We start from the raw sequence: 21,334 nt of genomic DNA, 5'->3' as shown, positions 1-21,334 counted from the left end.
CAATGCTTGATTAGAGCATTGAGCATTTGCCCAAATTCTTATTCCTCGGTCTTTTTCTTGAAATCAACGAAGCGATAGCCAACCCCGCGCTCGGTCAAAATATAATGCGGATTGGCGGGGTCTTCTTCGATCTTTTGGCGCAAGTAGGTAACATATAAGCGCAAATAATGGCTTTCATCACGATATTCTGGCCCCCAAACTTTGGCTAACAACGTTTCGTGGGGCATGACAAAGCCAGCATTTTGCACCAGATGATAGAGCAAGCGATATTCGGTTGGGCGCAGGCTAATCCGTTCGCCATTGACCAACACTTCGCGCCGATCAAAATCGACTGTCAAGCGATCGTCGATTTTGGTGGTTGAAACTGCTTGGGTTGGAGTCACATAATGGCGGCGCAACACAGCCCGCAAACGGCTTACCAACTCGCGATGGCTGAATGGCTTGCCAATGTAATCGTCAGCGCCCAGCTCCAAGCCGCGAATCCGATCATCTTCTTCGTCCTTGGCGGTGAGGAAAATCACCGGAATTGCTGAAAATTCCCGTAGGCGGCGCAAAGTTTCGTAGCCATCCAAGCCAGGCATCATAATATCCAACAACACAGCGTCAGGCATATCTTCGCGCACTTTTTCCAGCGCTTTACGGCCATTTTCGGCGCTAATTACGCGGCAGCCCTCGGCTTCGAGGTTTACGCGCATAAATGTGACGAGCCGTGGTTCGTCATCAACCACCAGAATGAGCTTATCGCGTAGCTCAACATTGAATGTATCCACAACAGACTCCTTCTGTAGGCGAATGTTTCAATATTTAATCAACAATTGCAAACATCAGCCCACCTTCGGCAACCAGCGTGCCATCAACCGTGGCTTTGGCTTGGCCCTTGCCAATGCGGCGGCGCATTTTATCGAGGCTTACTTCTAATTTCAGTGTATCACCAGGTGTAACTGGGCGCTTAAAGCGAAAATCATCGATGCCAGCAAACATCACAATCTTGCCAGCATACTCTGACTGGCGCAAAATGATGAATGCCCCGACCTGCGCCAAAGCCTCAACAATCAACACACCAGGCATTACTGGCCGCCCGGGAAAGTGGCCAACAAAGAACTGCTCGTTCATGGTGACGTTTTTTAATCCAACCGCACGTACGCCATCTTCAAGCTCTAAAATACGGTCAATCAAAAGAAACGGCGGGCGGTGGGGCAGGGTGGCCAAAATATCCTCAATATTAAACATCGCAACACTCCTAGCGGCTTTCAAAACCTCTCACAAAGCTCTCAGATAGCCTAGCCTCTAGTGTAACCGAGCCTAAAGCCAGCGGCAAATCCGTTGACGCTGGTATGGTTTTCGGGTATGCTTTGGCTACGCGATAACTTTCACAAACACCGAATTTATGTAGGAAGCGTGCTATGACGCACACATTAAAACAATTGGAAATCCCAAGCACGTTACGCCATGATCTGCAAGCCGTCGAAGATCGCATTATGCATCGGGTCGAATCACAATCGGCTCTGATCACGGCTGCTGGTCAACACCTTGTTAGCTCTGGTGGCAAGCGTTTGCGGGCCATGATGGTCTTGCTTGCCTCGCAATTAGGCCAGTACCGCTTGAGCGATAGCTTGCATGCAGCAACCGCTGTTGAGTTGATTCATGCAGCAAGTCTGGTTCACGACGATCTCGTCGATGATGCTGATCGCCGACGGGGCAAAGTTACCGTCCATGCCAAATGGGATCAGGGCGTAGCATTGATGGTTGGAGATTACCTGTTTGCGGTTGCTGCTGGCGAAATGGCGCTAGCTCCCGACCCACGGGTGATTCAGATTTTCGCCGAATCGGTTATGACGATTTCAGCCTCTGAATTGCACCCCGTCATGGCAACGCTGCCCACAGCCACAGCCCTTGACCAATATTATGCCAAAATCGGTGGCAAAACCGCAGCCTTGTTTGAAGCTGCTGCCGCGGCGGGCATGGTTTGCGGTGGTGGTAGCCCAGAAGAAATTGAGGCTGCTGGCCGCTATGGCTACGATATTGGCTTAGCCTTCCAAATTGTCGATGATATTCTCGATTTCGTCAGCACCGAGGAAGCGCTTGGCAAGCCTGCTGGCAACGATTTGCGCGAAGGCACCATTACCTTGCCGTTAATCTTGGCAGTCAAGGATCATCACGAACATCCCTTGGTCAATTTGCTTGATCAATACGAGCAACTCAGCGATACGCAAGTTGAACAAGCAATTAGCCAGGTTAAGCAGCTTGGTGGCATTGATCAAGCAATCGCCGAAGCCCGCAGTATTACCCAACGCGGCCTCGCAGCCCTTGATATGTTTCCACCATCGGCGGCAAAAGAGCTGTTGCGCGAAATCTCAGAGTATGTGCTCGACCGCCATTTCTAAGTTTAGCCAGCTTGGTTACCTTAGGATTGATGGATTCTCATGGCTTCTTGATAGACTTTTGGTTCGCCACCCTTCCGTCCCTCCGCCGCAGGGGGTTTTCATCCCCTTGCACCCCCCTAAAGGGCAATTGGTGGATAATTTGAGCTAACGAATCTATCAAAATTGTTCTTGGTTGAGTCAACCCAAATCTAGCCCCTAATCGAAACCCTGTTGCATTGCAGCAGGGTTTTGGCTAGCCCAAAATCCAGCAAGCACCCATCCAAGATCCATTTTGCATCCATTTGGTTGTTCTATGATTTAGATAACTATAATGAAACAAAAATCGGCGGCTGGGATACAGTCTTCATCAGAGAGCCAGATCGCACGCTAGAATTAGCCTCAATGGAGTGTCCGATTGTTGAAATGACTGTAATCATTACTCCAACTAAACCATCCACCAACGTTTCTCTCCAATTCAGCGAAGATGATTGTATTTAGATTAACATTGATTTCCATTCAAACCCTGTTTCATTCAAGCAATAATCACGAAGCAAGGAACAGCTATGACCATTGTTCATTTAGCCCCAGTAACCAGCGAAAATTGGCAGGCATGCTGCGAACTGAGCTTGCCTGCTGAGCAACAAGATTTTGTCGCCTCCAACCTCTATTCAATTGCCGAGGCGCAGTTTTATCCAACGATGCATGTTCGGGCAATTATGACCCAGGCAGATACGCTGGTTGGCTTGGCGGTCTATGGCATCAGTCCAAACACTGGCCAATATCGGGTTGCTCGCTTGATGATCGATCAGGCCTTTCAAGGCCAAGGCTATGGCCGTGCCGCAATGCAGGCAATTTTGGCCAAGGCCGCAGCGTTGGGCACGATCGATCACGTGTGGCTAAGTTATCGCGAGCACAACCATGCCGCGCGTTATTTGTATCAATCCCTCGGTTTTCAGGAGCAATCATGTGATGCGAATGGCCGAATTGTCGCAATGTATGAGCTAGCGAAGAATGAGTAAAGAGTAGCGATCAGCCTCCTGTAGCGGCATAGCGCTTGCTTAATGCCAGCTCAAGCGCACATATCAGGAGCACGCAAACCATGGATTTGAATAGTGGATATCCGTTTTGGGCCGTTAAAAATGGTTTATTAAGTACGTATCCTCGCTTAGAAAACGATTTAAGTTGTGAAGTAGTGGTGATTGGTGGCGGCATTAGCGGCGCGCTGATCGCCCATTATCTGACTGAGGCCAATATCGAGACGGTTGTGCTCGAAAAACGCGAGATTGCTGGCGGCAGCACCAGTGCCAGCACCGCCTTGTTGCAATATGAAATCGATACGCCCCTGACCGAATTAGTTAAGTTGGTTGGCGAGCAAAACGCCGTTCGCGCCTATCAACTTTGTCGCGACGCGATTGATAAAGTCGCCGAAGTTGCTCAGAAGGTCGGTGTAGCAGACCATTTTTCATATAAGACAAGTTTATATCTTGCTAGTAGTCGTTGGCATGTAAAACAATTACGCCAAGAATATGAACTGCGCAAAGCTAACGGTTTTAATTTGGATTTTTTGGAAAAAGGCGCAATTGGCGAACGCTTTAGTTTTAGCGCTCCCGCAGCGCTCTACTCCTACAATGCAGCCGAAGTTGATGCTTTTCAGCTGGCCCACGGCTTATTCAAGCATGCGGCCCAACATGGCGCACAAATTTTCGATCGCACGAGTGCCAAGGAATGGCAGGCCAATAGCGCTGGCGTAACCGTAACGACTGATACAGGCTGTCAGATTCATGCCAAATATCTGATTTTGGCTGCTGGCTACGAAGCCCAAAACTATATCAAACAAGCATTGGTCAAATTCCGCAGCAGCTATGCAATTGCCAGCGAGCCGTTGAGCGATTTCAGTGGCTGGCACGAGCAATGTTTAATTTGGGAAAGTGCGCGACCTTATGTCTACCTGCGCACCACCAGCGAAGGTCGCGCGATTATCGGCGGCGAAGATGATCGCATTGATATTCCGGCCAAGCGCGATGCCTTACTTGAACGCAAAGCAGCCAAATTGAGCAAGCGCTTTAATGATTTTTTCCCGCATATTCCGCTGCATGTTGATTATCGCTGGGCTGGCACGTTTGGTGAAACCAGCGATGGCTTGCCTTATATCGACCATTTGCCCGACCAACCGCGCATTTTGCTCGCCCTGGGCTATGGTGGCAATGGCATTACCTATAGCATTGTCGCTGCCGAACTGCTGCGCGATCGGCTATGTCAACGTCCAAACCCGGATGCAGCGATTTTTCGGCTCGATCGCCATTGAAGCCAAGTTGGGCAGATTGCCCAAACTACGCTAAAAGCCATTTGTCACAAGCAATTGACTATGCTATAATCGCCAACCGAACTGTGGAATACCAGTGAATACGCGATTCTCATCGAGATGGGCGGAGGGACTGGCCCGACGAAGCCCGGCAACCCCAATTTTTTGGAAGGTGCAAAATCCTGCAGGTTCGGCCTGATAGATGAGTTGATGCATGCGGGCCTCTCTTTTGAGAGGTTTTTTTGTGTAATGCAACCCATGAATGAAGTACCAAAAACCGTTTGGTGGGACGACGTGCCCTGTTTGATCGATCAACTGCGCTTGCCAGCAACCCTGGATATTGTGCGTTGTGAGGATTTAAACAGCGTTATCGAAGCGATTCGCTCGATGCAAGTGCGAGGCGCGCCAGCAATTGGCATTACGGCGGCGTATGGCATGGCGCTTGCAGCCAAACGCAGCACAGCTCAAACCAGCAGCAAATTGATCGAAAAACTTGCGAAGGCCAAAAGCTTGCTTGATGCAGCGCGGCCTACGGCGATCAATTTGGCTTGGGCAACCAAGCGTATGCTCGATCTCGCTGAAGCCAATGCACAGCTTGAACCCGATCAATTGCGTCAACGCTTATTGGCCGAAGCCGAAACCATTCGCGACCAAGACGAGGCCATGTGTCGCGCAATTGGCCAACATGGCAAAACGCTTTTGGCTCAAACGCGCAACGTATTGACCCACTGCAATGCTGGTGGTTTGGCCACTGCCGCCTATGGCACAGCGCTGGCCCCAATTCGGGCCGTACATGAAGATGGCCAGCCAATTCACGTTTGGGTTGATGAAACCCGGCCATTTTTGCAAGGCGCACGCCTTACCGCGTGGGAATTGCAACAGGCAGGCATCGATCTGACCCTCATTACCGATAACATGGCTGCCTATTTTATGCAGCAAGGCCATGTCGATTGTATTATTGTTGGCTCGGATCGGATTGCGGCCAATGGCGATGTTGCCAACAAAATTGGCACCTATGGCTTGGCGGTTTTGGCCAAAGCGCACAACATTCCACTGTATGTTGCAGCGCCAACATCGACCATTGATTTGCAGACTGCCAATGGCGCGGCGATTCCAATCGAGCAACGCTCAACCCAAGAAGTGACGCATATCGGGCAACAGGCAATTGCTGCTGAAGGCATTAAGGTAGCCCATCCAGCCTTTGATGTAACGCCTGCGCACTTGGTTACGGCAATTATTACCGAACAAGGCATTGCCTACCCGCCATTTGCCGAACAATTACAAACCATGGTCGAGACTGCCAATGCCGCCAACGCTCGCCAGTGAGTTCCGTTGCCAAGCGATTGCACCATTTGATCTGCCCTACACCAATCAGGCGAGTGCATGGGCAGCCCAAATGCGATGGACACAGGGCTATCCAATTGCGCCAACCTTTGTTGCTCAACCCTTATGGAGTTTGAGCACCCATGGCTTTCCTGGCTTGAACAGTGATCCGCATTTTGATCTAGCTCAACTCGAACGTCAGCTTGAAGCCCATCAATTGGCTTATCTCGAAAATGCGGTTGGCCATGTGGCAGTTGACAGCGTTGAACAATTGCTTGATCATACACCGTGGCTCAATGATCGCCAATTGCGGCCCCAAGCCTTGGGTTTTGGATTGTATGGCCCGTTAAGTTTGGGCCTGACCTTGGTCGATGATCAGGAACGGCCATTATTGGCCGATCAACGCTTGCGCGAGGTCTTGACACAGCACTTACACTTACGGATTGGTTGGCTGGCGCGTGAATTACGCATTCACGACATCCAAGGCTGGGTCTGTTTGATTGAGCCATTTTGGAATGCCCAAGCTCAATCATTTAGCCCAATCAGCCAAGCAGAAGCCTATGGCTTGCTGGCCGAAACCATTCAGCATAGCCCGATTGCCTGTGGCATCGCTCCAACTGGAGCTGCTGTCGATTGGCAGCTGTTGATCAAGAGCGGCATGCGGGTGTTGGTTTGTGCCAAAGAGCAACGCCAAGATTTGCTGGCCTGTGGCAAGTGTATCAATGATTATTTGGAAAACGGCGGGGCAATTATCTGGGAATGTTTGCCCAGCGATCCCGCGCAGCTGGCCACAATGACGGTCAGTGATGTGGTCAACGAATGGACTGAATTATTGCGTGATGCACTCGATCGCGATATTCTCAACAGTCGCATTCTTGATGGCTCGTTATTAACTATCGCGCAGGGCCTTGCTCAACACGAGCCAAGCCACGCCGATCAAGCGCTTGGCCTGTTGGCCGAGGTTAGCCGCGTCATTCGGACGCACTATAAATTGCAGTGAGCGCTGCTATCCACGTAGCATAGCGGCGATATCGTTACTCATATTAGGAGTTTGTTCGTGCGGATTGTTGTAGCTGGATCAATTGCCTACGATTACATTATGGTATTTCCTGGGCAATTCAAAGATCATATTTTGGCCGATAAAGTTCACGTTTTGAGCGTGAGCTTCTTGGTAGAGTCGATGAAGCGCATGCGTGGCGGCACAGGGCCAAATATTGCCTATAACTTGGCCTTGCTTGGCGAACGCCCCACCGTCATGGGAACCGTCGGCGAAGATTTCAGCGAATATCGAACCTGGCTCGAAAACGCTGGGGTTGATACTGGCTTGATCAAAGTCATCGAAGGCGATTTCACTGCCTCGTGCTTTATCAACACCGACCTCTCCGACAACCAAATTACCGCCTTCTATCCAGGTGCAATGGCCCAAGCTCATCGCCAGCGCTTGCCACTCGATGGCCATCGCCCAGATTTTGTGATTATTGCGCCCAACGATCCTGCTGCCATGGCGCAGTTGGTGATCGAATGCCAAGCCAACAATATTCCCTACTTGTATGACCCAAGCATGCAAGCTCCCCGCATGAACGGCCCTGAATTGCTCGCAGGCTGCCGCAGCGCTGCTGCGTTGATCGGCAACGATTATGAATTTGCCATGATGGCAGAAAAAATTGGCTGCACTGAGGAAGAATTGCATCAAGTCGTTGGCCTAACGGTTGTTACCAAAGGCGGCGAAGGTGCTACAATCTACCACAATGGCCAAGTTTATGAGATTCCAGTGGCCAAGGCAACCGTGGTTGCCGACCCAACTGGAGCAGGCGATGCCTTCCGCGCCGGATTTGTGCGAGGCTACTTGGCAGGTTTACCGATGCCAGTCGCCGGTCGGATCGCCAGCTTGACGGCATGTTATGCCATCGAGCATCACGGCACGCAAGAACATCGCTACACCAAAGCCGATTTCGTGGCTCGCTACGAAGAAAATTTTGGTGCCGAACCACTCTTAGCTGAATTATTCGGCTAAATCAACCATGGTCATGTCAGTAATGCTACGCTGGTAGCTTACGATTCAGGTATTCAGGGGTGCAGTTCATCCTTCATCCCTCTGCCTTCATACTTTTATTAAGGAGTTTTTCGTGGCTAAGGATTTCGATATTAAAGATATTAAGCTCGCCGACGAAGGTATGCGCCGCATTGCCTGGGCCGAGCAAGAAATGCCAGTCTTGCGCCAATTGCGCGAACGCTTCAGCAAAGAACGTCCACTTGAAGGCATCAAAATGTCGGCATGTTTGCACGTTACCGCTGAAACCGCAAACTTGATGCGCGCTTTGCAAGCTGGTGGCGCTGATATTGTGTTGGCAGCCTCAAACCCACTTTCAACCCAAGATGATGTTGCCGCAGCATTGGTGCAATACGACGAAATCCCCGTCTATGCCATCAAGGGCGAAGATAACGCAACCTACTACAATCACTTGAAAGCTGCCCTTGACCACGCTCCTCATATCACCATGGACGATGGTGCCGACCTCGTGAGCGCTGTCTTGAAAGATCGCCGCGAATTGTTGCCAAACTTGATTGGCTCAACCGAAGAAACCACCACCGGCGTTATTCGTTTGCGCGCTATGGCCAACCAAGGCGTGCTCGAATTCCCAGTGATTGCGGTCAACGACAGCCAAACCAAGCACTTGTTCGACAACCGCTATGGCACTGGCCAATCAACCCTCGACGGCATTATCCGCGCAACCAACGTGTTGATCGCTGGTAAAACCGTGGTTGTTGCTGGCTACGGCTGGTGTTCAAAAGGTATCGCAATGCGTGCCCACGGTCTCGGTGCCAACATCATCGTCACCGAAATCGATTCAATCAAGGCCCTCGAAGCTGCAATGGATGGCTTCCGCGTGATGCCAATGGTTGAAGCTGCTCGCATCGGCGACATCTTTATCACTGCTACTGGCGATATTCACGTGCTCGACGGCGAAGATTTTGCTGCCATGAAAGATGGCGCGATCGTTTGTAACTCAGGCCACTTCAACGTCGAAATCGACATTCCAGCTTTGGAAAAAATGGCTGTTGAAAAGAAACAACCTCGCGAATTCATCGATCAATACGTCTTGGCCGATGGTCGCCGCATCAACTTGCTGGGCGAAGGCCGCTTGATCAACTTGGCATCAGCCGAAGGTCACCCAAGCGCCGTGATGGATCAATCATTCGCCAACCAAGCATTGGCCAGCGAATACCTCTTGACCAACAAAGGCAAATTGGAAAACAAAGTCTACGCTTTGCCAGTTGAAGTTGACCAAGAAATTGCCCGCTTGAAGCTCGCCGCCATGGGTATCAGCATCGATATCTTGACCGAAGCTCAAGTAACCTACCTCAACTCATGGGAAGAAGGCACCTAGTCTGATTCCGCCGTTGCGGTATAAACCTGAAGTATCAACTGCGATACAATCCAGTAGCAGAATTGGGTTCAGCAATCAACCCAATTCTGCTACATCACAATGGAGCGATCATTATGGATGCACAGCTGACCGTCGTTTTCGATGGAGAAGTATTTCGGCCCACAGAACACATTGATCTTAAGCCAAATACGACCTATACCATTACTGTGCATACTGCTGAGTCATTCGAACCAACCAATGCCTGGGATGTGTTACAGGAATTGACTGGAACAATAACGATGCCTCAAGATTGGTCGGAAAATCATCAACACTATCTCTATGGTGATAAGGATACATCGAGCTAATGGCACTTCAGCGAGTTTTTGTCGATACAGCATTTGTCCAAGCGTTACTTAATAAAAATGATACGTATCATCAGCAAGCACGCAAGTTATTACCGTATATCCATCAGTCCCACCAAGTTTGGATCACAGAAGCAGTATTAACTGAAATTGCCAATGCATTAAGTGGCTCACTAAGAAATAGTGCTGTTCGATTTATAAACTCTTGTTATACAACACCGAATATTGTTGTACAATCAGTAACAACCGAATTATTTCATAAAGGTGTTGCATTATATCATCAACGCGATGATAAACAATGGGGCTTAACCGATTGTATTTCTTTTGTTGTAATGCAAGAACAAGGCTTGTATGAGGCCGCTACTTCGGATAAACACTTTATCCAAGCTGGTTTTACTGCATTGCTCCTCAATACTTAATTGCTGCTAGGAGATAAAACTCAATGGACGCAACAACATTTATGCGTGCTCCACAGTTCTTCTTCACCTCAGAATCGGTGACTGAAGGACACCCCGATAAAATTTGTGACCAAGTTTCCGATGCGATCTTGGATGAATTGTTGGCTCAAGACCCGCTGTCACGGGTGGCCTGCGAAACCGCTACCACCACTGGCTTGATCGTGGTTCTCGGTGAAGTTACCACCAAGGGCTATGTTGAAGTTCAAGATATTGTGCGCAAAGTCGTCAGCGACATCGGCTACACCCGTGGCAAATTCGGCTTCGATGCTGAAACCTGTGGCATTATCGTGGCCTTGCACGGCCAATCGCCAGACATCGCCCAAGGCGTTGACGTGGCTTTGGAAGTGCGCGACGATCAAGCCAGCCGCGAAGCTGAAATTGAAAAAGTTGGCGCTGGCGACCAAGGCATGGTCTTCGGTTTTGCTTGTAACGAAACCGATGAATTTATGCCATTGACGATCTCGTTGGCGCACCAATTGACCCGCCGCTTGGCCAAAGTGCGCAAAACCGGCGAAGTCGGCTACTTGCGCCCAGACGGCAAGAGCCAAGTAACCGTCGAGTATAGCCACGGCAAGCCGGTGCGCGTTGATACCGTGTTGATCTCAACCCAACACGACCCCAACGTCGATAACGAACGCATCCACAAAGATGTCATCGACTTGGTGATCAAGCCAGTAATTCCTGAAGGCATGCTCGATGAAAACACCAAGATTTTCATCAACCCAACCGGTCGCTTCGTGACCGGCGGCCCAATGGGCGATTCAGGTTTGACTGGCCGCAAGATTATCGTTGACACCTACGGCGGCGTTGCTCGCCACGGTGGCGGCGCATTCTCAGGCAAAGATTCAACCAAAGTTGACCGCTCGGCTGCTTATGCTGCTCGCTACGTTGCCAAAAATATCGTTGCCGCTGGCTTGGCTGAGCGCTTTGAATTGCAAGTTAGCTATGCAATCGGCGTTTCAAAGCCATTGTCAATTTCGTTCGAAACCTTTGGCACCGCCAAAGTCAGCGACGAAAAATTGTTGGAATTGATCAACAAGCACTTCGATTTGCGCCCAGGCGCGATCATCCGCGACCTTGATTTGCGCCGCCCAATCTATCGGCAAACCGCTGCCTACGGTCACTTTGGCCGTGCGGACATCGATTTGCCATGGGAACGCACCGACAAAGCCGAAACCTTGCGCGCCGAATCTGGCCTGTAAATTTCAGCAAATTCTGATCGAGAGCTACCTGCAAATGGTAGCTCTTGGCATTTTAGGAGCACATTAATGTTGATTCGCCATGAAACCAGCGCCGATATTCCAGCCATTACCAACATCAATCAACAAGCCTTTGGTCGTGCTGGCGAGGCTGATCTCGTCAATTCATTACGTCAAGTAACAGCAATTATTTCCTTGGTTGCAGAATTGGATGATCAGCTGGTTGGGCATATTTTGTTCAGCCCTGTGCAGTATGATCAAGCGCCAACCAGCATCACAATTTGGGGATTAGGCCCGTTAGCAGTGCTGCCAAGCCAGCAAGCCAAGGGCGTTGGTTCGGCCTTGGTCAAGGCTGGGCTTGAAGCGTGCCGCCAAGCGCAAATTCAGGCCTTGATTGTGTTGGGTGGGCCTGCATATTATCAACGCTTTGGCTTTCAGCCTGCTGCAAATTGGCATCTGCGCTGCCATTATCCGGTTGATGCGCAATTTTTTATGGCCCAAGAATTGAGTGTTGGGTCATTGGCAGACTTGGATGGCACAATTTCCTATCATCCAGCCTTTGATACAGTTTAGGGTGTAACGTTGTGCAACCACTGGCGTATTAAAGCCAAATAATTCAGGGAGAATGGTTATGGACACACTGTTTTGGGGCATTGCGCTTGCGGTTATCGGTCTGATCATCGCAGTCCACTTAGCCTATCTATCCAAGCAAGAAGAAGCCAAACAAACCGCCAAACAGCGCTACCAACAAGCGTTACATCAATTTCGTACAAACCCTGATGCTGCCAGTTCACAAAACCTCGCCCAAGCGCGTGGCAAGAAGTATATTGAACTGCTTGAGGCCGAGCGCCGTCAACGTGTATACAATGATCAGGCTACATGGCAGGTTGATGCAGAGCTGGTGCGGGCGAAACAACAGCTGATTATTAGCCGCCACAAGCGCAACCACGGCCCAACCTCATATGCTGAATGGCAACAGCAAAACCAGCAACAGCAATAATTCAATCGAACACCAGCAACCATCTACAACAGATGGTTTTATTTTTTAATCAAAAAACGAAAATATGTTCTATAATAGAGCGGTGGTTTTTCAAGGAGGAATGAATGACCAATCAAACCAGTTGGACAGATGGAGCGATTAGTGCAATTACCCTTTTCGTGCCCGATGCTGTTATACAAAGCACGACCCAGTTTTATCAGCAAACATTTGGCTTGCCAATGGTGTTCAGCGACGAAAATTCGATGGTGTTTCAATTTGGCTCAACATTAATTAACTTGCTCACCGAGAGCGCAGCGGTTGAATTGCTTGATCCAATGGCTGTGCCCAAAGCCAACTCCCGCGCTTTGTATACGATTACGGTCAGCAATACCGATCAAGTTTATGCAGAGTTGCGCGAGCGTGGCGTTGAGTTTATCAATGGGCCAATCGACCGCTCATGGGGCGTGCGCACTGCCAGTTTTGCCGACCCCGCTGGCCATCTCTGGGAGCTAGCTCAGCCGCTATAAGCGTTATTTAACAGCTAGCCCAATATGCTCCAATGATAATCGGCTAGCTGTTATCCATCCTCTAGTTTTGCCCCACTGCAAAATCCCCCTTTTATGTCTGTCACTAATAGTGTATGATAGGGCGATTCCATCGCACAACATAGCAATTAAGCCACCAGTTTACTTGATTCACTATGTCAATTATGCTAGTGGTTATGGTTGGGGGATTGTTCTATGTCTGGTTATGATCAATCAAATCTTGAACGACTTGAAGAGTTATTAGTATCATACCAGCGAAATTTACACATAGTAGAAATTCAATTAGCTAAATATGGTCTATTACAGCCTATAAGTGTAATAAATGAACGAGAGGAAATAAAAAAGCAAATAAAAGCAATTAATGAGGCAATTAATGAGGAGAAAATCCAAGAATCATCAGTATTTATCAAATCAAAAGTTCAAGCAAAAGAAATTCAAATAATAATTGAAGGAAATATTAATCAAGTCGATGATCTTTATATTAAAAAACTCAAATATAAATTAGCAATCTTACTTGATTTAGATATTAGTCAAATTAGATTTTTAGGGTATTTTAGCGGAAGTATAAGATTTATCATTGAACTTCCAGAAGACTCAGCCCAAAAATTGTTAAGCCTTTATCTCTCAGGAACATTGAGTATAGAAGGTATAAAGGTGAAAGAAGTTACCTTTGAATCATATCAGGGGAATACAGATTATTACCAGGTTGAGCAACATCCAAAAAACAAAACAGAAAGAAACTATACTGGAATGAAACTCAACGAACCAAGAGCTATCATCATAGCTGCGATAATCACTGCCTTGGCAAGCATGCTGGTAATGTTCAAAACATTTAGTTTTGGATCAAATGATACATTTAATTATCAAGTTGAGGTACTTGATAAAACGACCAACAAACCTATCAGTCAGGCCAAAGTTACAATCACACTCTCAAATCTTGCCCCACTTGAGACTTTTAGCGATAATAATGGCTTTGCACGGCTCTCGATTAGTGATCAATATAATGATCAAGCAGGTCGATTGAGCATCGAAAAAACTGGTTATGATTCAGCAACATTTAATGTTGATATTCAAGCAGATCGCTTGCCGAAACAAATTAAACTTACCTCAAATCAATCAAATAGCCCACAACCAACCGAAGATGTGGGAAGTGTACCAACAGCACCACAATTGATTGGCTGTTGGAATAACGATGGAAAGCCGCGCAACATTACAAATATCAATATTCGCGAGAGCAGTAGTGGAATTAGAATTGGGTTCAAGGTTAATTGTGCCGATAGTACAATCACCGATGAGCAAGATGCCGTAATTTCTGGCGACAATGAAATTACTCTAATCAAAACTGATGAAACTTGGGTTATCAGCATCAGACAAGAAGGAACACTCAAAATTACCATCGAAAGCCAATCAGGCTTTGAGGAATTAACGTTTTACAGGAAATAATGTACTAATGAAGGACTTCAATGTACTTACGCTTTACACCAATTAATTTCGCTGCGATCAAACCAGCCATCGCTGAATATTATGCCCAGCTACCAACTCACGTCGATTCATTCTTCGAGGATCGCCTACTCCATGCCGCGTGGTATCAAATTTGGCTTGATCAGACAGCGATTGGCTTGGCCGCAGTGCACGATGCAAGTATGTTGGTGCATTTTTCGCTGCAAACTGGCTATCAGCAGTATGGCCAACAAGCCTTTGAGCAAGCCAAAAAATTGGCGAATGTGCAAGCTGCCTTTGTGCCAACCAACGATCAATGGTTGCTGAGCCATGCGCTTGATCAGTATCGTCAATTGCAGAAACAAGCCTATTTTTTTCAAGCCAATCACCAAACCTTGCTCGAAGCAAGCGCGAACGAACAGCTCCGACTAGCAACAGAGGCTGATATTGCCAGCATTACTGAGCATGCCAGCGATTTGTTTGATCAAATTCCGCAACGAGTGGCGTGGCAACAGCTGTTTTGTTTTAGTATCAATGACGAGCTTGTCGGCTTTGGCATTATTGAACCAAGCAGCATCTATCAACAGGTTGCCAGCATTGGCATGCAGATAAATGTGGCCTATCGTCAACAAGGCTATGGCACACGCCTCATTCAAGCGCTCATTCGCCATTGCCAAAACCAACAGATTCAGCCAATCGCTGGCTGCTGGTATTACAACCATACCTCCAAAAAAACCTTGGAACGGGCAGGAATGGCTAGTGCAACGCGTTTATTACGGATTGATTTTTGACCAAGCCAGGTTCGATGTGTGGTTTAATAGAGCTGCATGATTAAACACAACGAGGAGTTTTATGCCAATCGGATACCACGCTGGCCGCGCCATCGAGCTGACCCCATCGATCTTATCGGCCAATTTTGCCAACCTTGGAGCCGATGTTCAGGCCGCCGACGAAGTAGGTTGTAGCTGGATTCAAGTTGATGTGATGGATGGCCATTTTGTGCCCAACCTGACCTTTGGCCCACCAGTCATCAAGGCGATTCGACCATATTTCAAGGGCACGTTGGATGTGCATTTGATGGTGAGCAATCCCGATGCGTTGCTTGAGGAATATGCTGCGGCTGGAGCAAACCATATTACGCTGCATCAAGAAGCCAGCGTGCATTTGCACCGCACAATTCAGCGCATTCATGAGCTTGGTTGCACTGCGGGCGTGGCGCTCAATCCAGCTACGCCAGTCAGTAGCCTCGAAGATATTATTCACGATCTCGATTTGGTGCTGATTATGTCGGTTAATCCTGGTTTTGGGGGCCAGAGCTTTATCGAACGCAGCTTGGCAAAAATTGCTGCTGTGCGTAGTTTGCTCGATCAGCGCAACCACGAGGCGGTCATTCAGGTCGATGGCGGGGTTAAGCCAAGTAACATAGCCCAGATTGTGCAGGCAGGGGCGACTAATCTGATTGCAGGCTCGGCCTTTTATTCATCAACCATCACGCCGCACCAAGCGTGGGATGCCTTTATCGCCGCTTTAGCATGACTTAAGTCACCCGCTAAATCACCCATTATAGGGAATGTCAGAATAGGAGCAATGGCCTATACTCAATCTATCTCCTTCTCCTCTCTTCTCTCGCTAGAACCCCGCAACTGCGGGGTTTTGGCGTTAAGCAAGTCGATGTTATTGTAAGATAGGTAAATATGTTATATTATTAATAAAATACCTCTATCAGGAATACAGTCCTACAGTACAGATTAAGATATTTGATGGAGCGTTTATGTCTACTCAAAAATATCTATTATCAAAAATAGGAGTTATCTTTCTTGTTATTTCAACCATAGCGCTTGGAGCCTGCACAAATGAATCCCCTACAGAAAATACTGTTATTGCCAATTTTGACTACTTTATTAGGGTATTTGATAACAAAACCAATCATCCCATCAATAATGTCAAAGTTAGTATATCAATTTCCGGACAAGCAACGATAGATCAATATACGGATACTGAAGGATTTGTAAGATTCACATTAAGCAATTCATTTGCTAATAATAAGGCTCGATTGAGTTTGATAGCAGAAGGATATAATTTAAAAAATATTCATATCGATATTTATCGCGATCAACTACCAACAGAGATAAAACTCGATCCCATCAAGCCAGCACCTAGTCCAACAAATACGACATCTACTATCATAATAACGCCAATAGTGTCAACATCTACGTCCACACTTGAACCACCTCCATCGACTTTAACAGAGCCACCTGAACCTACGTCCACACTTGAACCACATCCATCGACTTCAATAGAGCCACCTGTGACTGATGTAACTGTTTCGTTCAAATATACCTTCACCGAATATACCAAACCAATTTGGGGCTTAGACTTTAGTCCTGATGATAATAGCCTTTTTGCAACCTCAGAAACAGATCGAATCTTAAGATGGAATCCGATTTCTGGCAACCTAATGGATGAATATGGTTTAGATAACAAGCAAACTGTTGGACGGGGAGATATTGTCATTAGTCCTGATGGCAGCCTCATCGCAGTCCCTTCAGCGATGAAAGGTGATGATTCAGGAGGGATTGGAAGTATACAAATCTACCAAGTTGCTGATGGAGAGCTTATACAAACTTTTGAAGGTTTTACTTCTTTTACATGGACTGGAGATTTTAGCCCAGATAATACAATTGTAGCGGGTGCAGGAAATGATGGAACCATACGCTTATGGAATACGCATCAACCTACAGCTATAACAATTTTACGTGGCCACACTGGATTAATTACAAGGGTTCGATTTAGTCCTGATGGCAAAAAATTAGCAAGTCTAAGTTATGATGGTTCACTGAGGATTTGGGATCTCACGACAAATCAACAGATTCAAAAATTTACTAAAATTCAAAATAGTTTTACGTTTGCATGGACATCGGATAGTCAACTTATTATAGTAGGAACAACTATAGAAAAGCCGCAAATTCAAATTCTTGATACAAATAATGGCTCTATTAAAGCTAGTATTTCTACAGATGCCCCCCCTTTAACTGTTGATATTAGCCCTAATGGATACCTGATTGCTGCAGCGTGTAGTCAAGAAACGATATGTATATGGACAATCGATACAGGTGCCAAATTAGCAGAATTTGGATCATTTTCACCTAATATTATCCAATGGAATCATGATGGTACATTACTTAGTGCAGGAAGCGATAGCGGTAAAATCGAAGTTTGGGAAGTAATAACGCAGTAGCTCTAGTAGTATATCTTTAAATGCGGTGCTGGCCGCTTGGTAAAGTCCCACGTTTACCAAGCGGCCAACTGCCCTGATGCTTCCAAACCACAGGAGCGCCGCAATGAGAGTGTGTAGATTTAATATAGCAAGACCCAGTTCCAAAGCCTGTTCCAAGTAGGTAGCATTTTGGTTCCAGCAGCTTTAGCAACGCAAAACCCCCAAACCCAGCCAAAACTGTCAGACCAACGCCGTTCGTAAACCTCTAGCCACAGATTCTGCTGTATAGTTGCATTTTGCCCTTGCATTCTAGTCGTTCAACGCAGTCGATCCAAAGGCTTAGCGCTCGAAAGGTTGAGTATGCGATTTGCTTGGCGTACGCTAGGCTCGATGATTGGCTGGATCATTTTTGGCATGTGGGTCGCTTTTGGGTATCAGATCGTTAGTCAAAACCAACAAAAAGGCATCGCCGCTGTCGATTTTCAAAGCTATGCCTTGGCTGCCGAACGCATGCAACACCAGGCCAATCCCTATCCGGCAATCGCCGAGGCGCAAGCGATGTGGCGCAGCGTGCATTTGTGGGAACAACGGATGCTCAACGCATCCGATCCGGCTGCAAAGCTGGCAGTTAAGGCGCAATATGATCAGGTTGGTCAGATTGTTGGGCCATATCTGTACCCGCCCACTTTGGCCCAAGCTGTAGCCAAATTACAGATTAACAGCCTTGGCATGGCCGCAATTTTGAGCATGGCAACCCTGCTCTTCGTAGGCTTTTGGCTCTATCTGACCAAGCAAAGCAGCGCTTGGACAATCTTGGTGATGCTGAGTTTGGAGTGTATGCTGGGCATCGTTTCTGGCAATGTTGAAGCATTGTTGCTGCTTGGTAGTTTGCTTGGCGGCTATTGGGCGCTCTATCATTCACGGCTGGCTGCTGCGCTGATTATTGCCCTGTTGCTGTTGATTAAGCCCTTCTATGCCCTGTTTTTCGTGGCTCTAGCAGCCCTAGCCTATTGCACCATGGCTGATTCAACGGCACGGCAAGCGTTGATAAAACGAATTGCCAGCATTGCAGCGCTAGCCTTAGGGCTGATTGGGCTTGAAATTTGGCGCTGGGATAGTGCGCTGCGCCACGAAACCTTCACCTATTTAGCCAATACCCTCGAATACCAATGGTTTAATTTTGCGGTGGCCGAACAAAGCCCGATGAGCATGTGGAACCGCACACCATTGCAAGGCTTAATCAATCTTGGCCTCAACCCAAACCTTGCCCAAATGTTGGCGCTTGGCTTATGGGTACTTGGGTTGGCAGCAAGTTGTTGGCTGGTTTGGCGCAAGCAGGTTGGTTTTCCGCTGCTGTATGGCATCAGTTTTATTTTATTATATTGGGGTAGGCCTGTTGGTTGGTCGTTCTCATTTATTGAATTAATTGTGCTCAGTTTGCTTTGGCCAACGCTTGGCCGCTGGGGCAAAATTGGCCTCAGCACAGCGCTACTTGGCCTGATTGGTTCGCGCTGGGTTGCGCTCGGCCTTACTGCCCAAGCCCAAGGTATGCCACTCAATACGTTGCAAACCAGCGACTTTGCTTGGGAATCGTGGCTCGTCTTGCCGCTGTGCTTGCTCTGTTTGGGCTATGCAATTCGCCAAAAAGTTCAAGCACATGCAGCTACAAGCAACCAGCCAATCCTTATTAATGAAGCACATTCTTAATCAAAATTTAATAATTATCACGATTTTGCTAAAACCAAAGTGCTTATTTCAACGAATGGAGCAATACCAACGCATGGTCTAGTGGAGGTTGTGATAATGTCAGAACGTTTCAATCTATCGCGGCGGGGATTTTTGGGCGCAATCGGCTTAGGCAGTTTGGCCGCAATTTGGGGCAACAAAGAGGCAAGCGCCAAAAAATATGGCGGAGTTGGCAAAACGTTTGATATGGCAACCGTGCCAACCAACGGCAAATTCACCTTGCCAGCCTTGCCCTATGATTACGGTGCATTGGAACCGCAGCTCGATGCAGAAACGATGTACATTCATCACCAAAAACATCACAATACAATGGTTACCAATTTAAATGCGGCCTTGGCTGATTATCCAAAATTGCAAAGCATGAATGTGGCTGAGCTTTTGCATGGCTTGAGCAATTTACCAAGCGCCATCCAGACCGCAGTGCGCAACAACGCTGGCGGCCATGCCAATCACTCAATTTGGTGGGCAACGCTTTCGCCCAAAGGTGGCGGCAGCGCTGGCGGGGCATTGGCGGCGGCAATTAATGCCAAATATGGCTCGTTCGGTAGCTTCCAAAATACCTATAACGATATTGCTTCGCGGCGCTTTGGCTCAGGTTGGGGCTGGCTCTCAACCGATAGCAAAGGCACGCTCTACCTCGCCAGTTACCCCAACCAAGATAGCCCGTATATGGAAGGTCTAACGCCTTTGCTCGGCGTTGATGTTTGGGAACATGCCTACTATTTGAAATTCCGCCAAAAACGCGCCGAATTTTTGAGCGCTTGGTGGAATGTGATTAATTGGAGCGAAGTCGGGCGACGCTACGATCTGGCCATCGCCAAATAAACGAAAACAGGCTGCTAGCAAATCTAGCAGCCTGTTTTTATGTCAAACAACAATAATTATTCTAAATTAAAGGTTGATTGTTGGTTATCAACAGGTCGCGGCGGTTCGGGAAAGCTCACGCCGAGGTGATCGTAGGCGCGGCGCGTGGCAATCCGCCCGCGTGGTGTGCGTTGAAGAAAGCCAAGTTGCAACAAATATGGCTCGTAGACATCCTCGATGGCATCAACTTCTTCGGCGGTTGCGGCGGCCAAGGTCGTTAGGCCAACCGGCCCGCCATTGAAGGTTTCGATCAAGGTGCGCAATACCCGCCGATCATTCTCATCAAGCCCCAAATCGTCGATTTCGAGGCTGGCAAGGGCGGCTTTGGCAACATCGAGGGTAATGTGATTGTCGGCCATAACCAAGGCAAAATCACGCACCCGCCGCAGCAAACGATTAACCACCCGTGGCGTGCCGCGAGCACGACGGGCAATTTCAAGCGCACCAGCCTCATCCATTGGCGATTTCAGCAAGGCCGCCGAACGGCGCACAATATCGGTCATGGCTTCAAGCGAGTAAAATTCAAGCCGATGTACCGAGCCAAAACGGTCGCGCAAGGGCGAAGTGAGCAAAGCAAGCCGCGTCGTCGCCCCAACCACGGTAAAACGGGGTAATTTCAGGCGCAAATTACGGGCGCTCGGGCCTTTACCCACAATAATATCCAGCGCAAAATCTTCCATGGCTGGATACATCACTTCCTCAACAGCGCGATTCAAGCGATGCACTTCATCAATAAATAGCAAATCATCTTTTTTAAGGTTGGTCAAAATTGCTGCCAAATCGCCAGCCCGCTCGATGGCTGGGCCAGAGGTAATTTTGATATTCACGCCCATTTCGTTGGCCAAAATGGTTGAAAGCGTGGTTTTGCCCAAGCCAGGCGGGCCATAAAACAACGTATGATCAAGCGGCTCCTTGCGTTGTTGAGCAGCAGCAATCGCAATTTTAAGGTTGGCCAACACTTTTTCTTGGCCAATATATTCGGCCAATTTTTTTGGCCGCAAACTTTTCTCCACCACTTGATCCTCTTCGCGAGGCTTGGGTGAAATCATTCGTTGAGCTTGATCAAACGCATCGGACATGGCATCCTCCTACAGCGATTATAGCACAGACGGTCGCATGCTGGCAGTCCATTGAATCATCAGAAAAAAAGCCTGATATAATGCGCCAT

At 48.0% G+C, this 21,334-nt stretch carries 22 protein-coding genes and 1 riboswitch; of the genes, 19 read left to right on the top strand and 3 right to left on the bottom strand.

Translation table 11 applies throughout. The features are described from left to right. Window positions 1-38 precede the first annotated feature (38 nt). Window positions 39-770: a response regulator transcription factor gene (locus C5S61_RS14830; RefSeq protein ID WP_110515917.1), complete on the bottom strand. Its 732-nt coding sequence runs from the start codon at window positions 768-770 to the stop codon at window positions 39-41. A 34-nt stretch (window positions 771-804) separates the two neighbouring features. After that, window positions 805-1,230, bottom strand: coding sequence for a 3-hydroxyacyl-ACP dehydratase FabZ (gene fabZ / locus C5S61_RS14825; RefSeq protein WP_110515915.1), 426 nt, complete (start codon window positions 1,228-1,230; stop codon window positions 805-807). A 173-nt stretch (window positions 1,231-1,403) separates the two neighbouring features. On the opposite strand from fabZ, the gene C5S61_RS14820 reads away from it, so the two are divergent. From C5S61_RS14820 to C5S61_RS14730, 19 genes are all read left to right on the top strand, one after another. Further along, window positions 1,404-2,384, top strand: a complete 981-nt coding sequence (locus C5S61_RS14820; RefSeq protein ID WP_110515913.1) for a polyprenyl synthetase family protein — start codon at window positions 1,404-1,406, stop codon at window positions 2,382-2,384. A 542-nt stretch (window positions 2,385-2,926) separates the two neighbouring features. After that, window positions 2,927-3,382: a GNAT family N-acetyltransferase gene (locus C5S61_RS14815; protein WP_110515911.1), complete on the top strand. Its 456-nt coding sequence runs from the start codon at window positions 2,927-2,929 to the stop codon at window positions 3,380-3,382. 80 nt (window positions 3,383-3,462) lie between these two features. After that, window positions 3,463-4,668: an NAD(P)/FAD-dependent oxidoreductase gene (locus C5S61_RS14810; protein ID WP_110515909.1), complete on the top strand. Its 1,206-nt coding sequence runs from the start codon at window positions 3,463-3,465 to the stop codon at window positions 4,666-4,668. 106 nt (window positions 4,669-4,774) lie between these two features. After that, window positions 4,775-4,874, top strand: a riboswitch (SAM riboswitch). Between the two features lie 49 nt (window positions 4,875-4,923). Beyond that, complete coding sequence (mtnA, locus tag C5S61_RS14805; RefSeq protein ID WP_110515931.1) at window positions 4,924-5,991, top strand: S-methyl-5-thioribose-1-phosphate isomerase; 1,068 nt, start codon at window positions 4,924-4,926, stop codon at window positions 5,989-5,991. Continuing rightward, entirely contained in the window at window positions 5,969-6,988 is a 1,020-nt protein-coding gene (locus C5S61_RS14800) for a hypothetical protein (RefSeq protein WP_110515907.1), read from the top strand. Before mtnA ends, C5S61_RS14800 begins: the two co-directional genes overlap by 23 nt. A 57-nt stretch (window positions 6,989-7,045) precedes the next feature. Beyond that, a complete protein-coding gene (locus C5S61_RS14795) occupies window positions 7,046-8,002 on the top strand; it encodes a carbohydrate kinase family protein (RefSeq protein ID WP_054532513.1) in 957 nt (318 codons plus the stop codon). 112 nt (window positions 8,003-8,114) lie between these two features. Next, entirely contained in the window at window positions 8,115-9,377 is a 1,263-nt protein-coding gene (gene ahcY, locus C5S61_RS14790; RefSeq protein ID WP_110515905.1) for an adenosylhomocysteinase, read from the top strand. A 113-nt stretch (window positions 9,378-9,490) separates the two neighbouring features. Further along, window positions 9,491-9,721: a hypothetical protein gene (locus tag C5S61_RS14785; RefSeq protein ID WP_110515903.1), complete on the top strand. Its 231-nt coding sequence runs from the start codon at window positions 9,491-9,493 to the stop codon at window positions 9,719-9,721. Continuing rightward, a complete protein-coding gene (locus C5S61_RS14780; protein WP_110515901.1) occupies window positions 9,721-10,137 on the top strand; it encodes a type II toxin-antitoxin system VapC family toxin in 417 nt (138 codons plus the stop codon). The genes C5S61_RS14785 and C5S61_RS14780 overlap by 1 nt, the downstream gene beginning before the upstream one ends. A gap of 23 nt (window positions 10,138-10,160) precedes the next feature. Further along, on the top strand, window positions 10,161-11,378 hold the full coding sequence (gene metK, locus C5S61_RS14775; protein WP_110515900.1) for a methionine adenosyltransferase: 1,218 nt from the start codon (window positions 10,161-10,163) through the stop codon (window positions 11,376-11,378). Between the two features lie 66 nt (window positions 11,379-11,444). After that, the gene (locus C5S61_RS14770; RefSeq protein WP_110515898.1) at window positions 11,445-11,948 is read left to right on the top strand and encodes a GNAT family N-acetyltransferase; all 504 of its coding nucleotides are present in this window, start codon (window positions 11,445-11,447) and stop codon (window positions 11,946-11,948) included. 58 nt (window positions 11,949-12,006) lie between these two features. Further along, window positions 12,007-12,375, top strand: coding sequence for a hypothetical protein (locus tag C5S61_RS14765; protein WP_110515896.1), 369 nt, complete (start codon window positions 12,007-12,009; stop codon window positions 12,373-12,375). 104 nt (window positions 12,376-12,479) lie between these two features. After that, on the top strand, window positions 12,480-12,881 hold the full coding sequence (locus C5S61_RS14760; protein WP_110515894.1) for a VOC family protein: 402 nt from the start codon (window positions 12,480-12,482) through the stop codon (window positions 12,879-12,881). A gap of 213 nt (window positions 12,882-13,094) precedes the next feature. Next, window positions 13,095-14,342, top strand: a complete 1,248-nt coding sequence (locus tag C5S61_RS26610) for a hypothetical protein (protein WP_124033433.1) — start codon at window positions 13,095-13,097, stop codon at window positions 14,340-14,342. Between the two features lie 20 nt (window positions 14,343-14,362). Beyond that, window positions 14,363-15,130 carry a GNAT family N-acetyltransferase gene (locus tag C5S61_RS14750; RefSeq protein ID WP_110515890.1) on the top strand — a complete coding sequence of 256 codons (768 nt, stop codon included), beginning with the start codon at window positions 14,363-14,365 and terminating at the stop codon, window positions 15,128-15,130. A gap of 61 nt (window positions 15,131-15,191) precedes the next feature. After that, complete coding sequence (rpe, locus tag C5S61_RS14745) at window positions 15,192-15,875, top strand: ribulose-phosphate 3-epimerase (RefSeq protein WP_110515888.1); 684 nt, start codon at window positions 15,192-15,194, stop codon at window positions 15,873-15,875. A gap of 235 nt (window positions 15,876-16,110) precedes the next feature. After that, window positions 16,111-17,577, top strand: coding sequence for a WD40 repeat domain-containing protein (locus C5S61_RS14740; protein ID WP_110515886.1), 1,467 nt, complete (start codon window positions 16,111-16,113; stop codon window positions 17,575-17,577). Window positions 17,578-17,916: 339 nt separating this feature from the next. Next, window positions 17,917-19,263 carry a DUF2029 domain-containing protein gene (locus tag C5S61_RS14735; RefSeq protein WP_110515884.1) on the top strand — a complete coding sequence of 449 codons (1,347 nt, stop codon included), beginning with the start codon at window positions 17,917-17,919 and terminating at the stop codon, window positions 19,261-19,263. Between the two features lie 225 nt (window positions 19,264-19,488). Next, the gene (locus tag C5S61_RS14730) at window positions 19,489-20,127 is read left to right on the top strand and encodes a Fe-Mn family superoxide dismutase (protein ID WP_110515930.1); all 639 of its coding nucleotides are present in this window, start codon (window positions 19,489-19,491) and stop codon (window positions 20,125-20,127) included. Between the two features lie 56 nt (window positions 20,128-20,183). Here C5S61_RS14730 and ruvB read toward each other — a convergent pair whose 3' ends face one another. After that, complete coding sequence (ruvB, locus tag C5S61_RS14725; RefSeq protein WP_439109052.1) at window positions 20,184-21,215, bottom strand: Holliday junction branch migration DNA helicase RuvB; 1,032 nt, start codon at window positions 21,213-21,215, stop codon at window positions 20,184-20,186. Window positions 21,216-21,334: the final 119 nt, after the last annotated feature.

Source organism: Herpetosiphon llansteffanensis (genome assembly GCF_003205875.1).
GTDB classification, from domain to species: Bacteria; Chloroflexota; Chloroflexia; order Chloroflexales; family Herpetosiphonaceae; genus Herpetosiphon; species Herpetosiphon llansteffanensis.
Note: the sequence above shows the minus strand (reverse complement) of the source record. Positions and strands in the feature narration are given on the sequence as shown.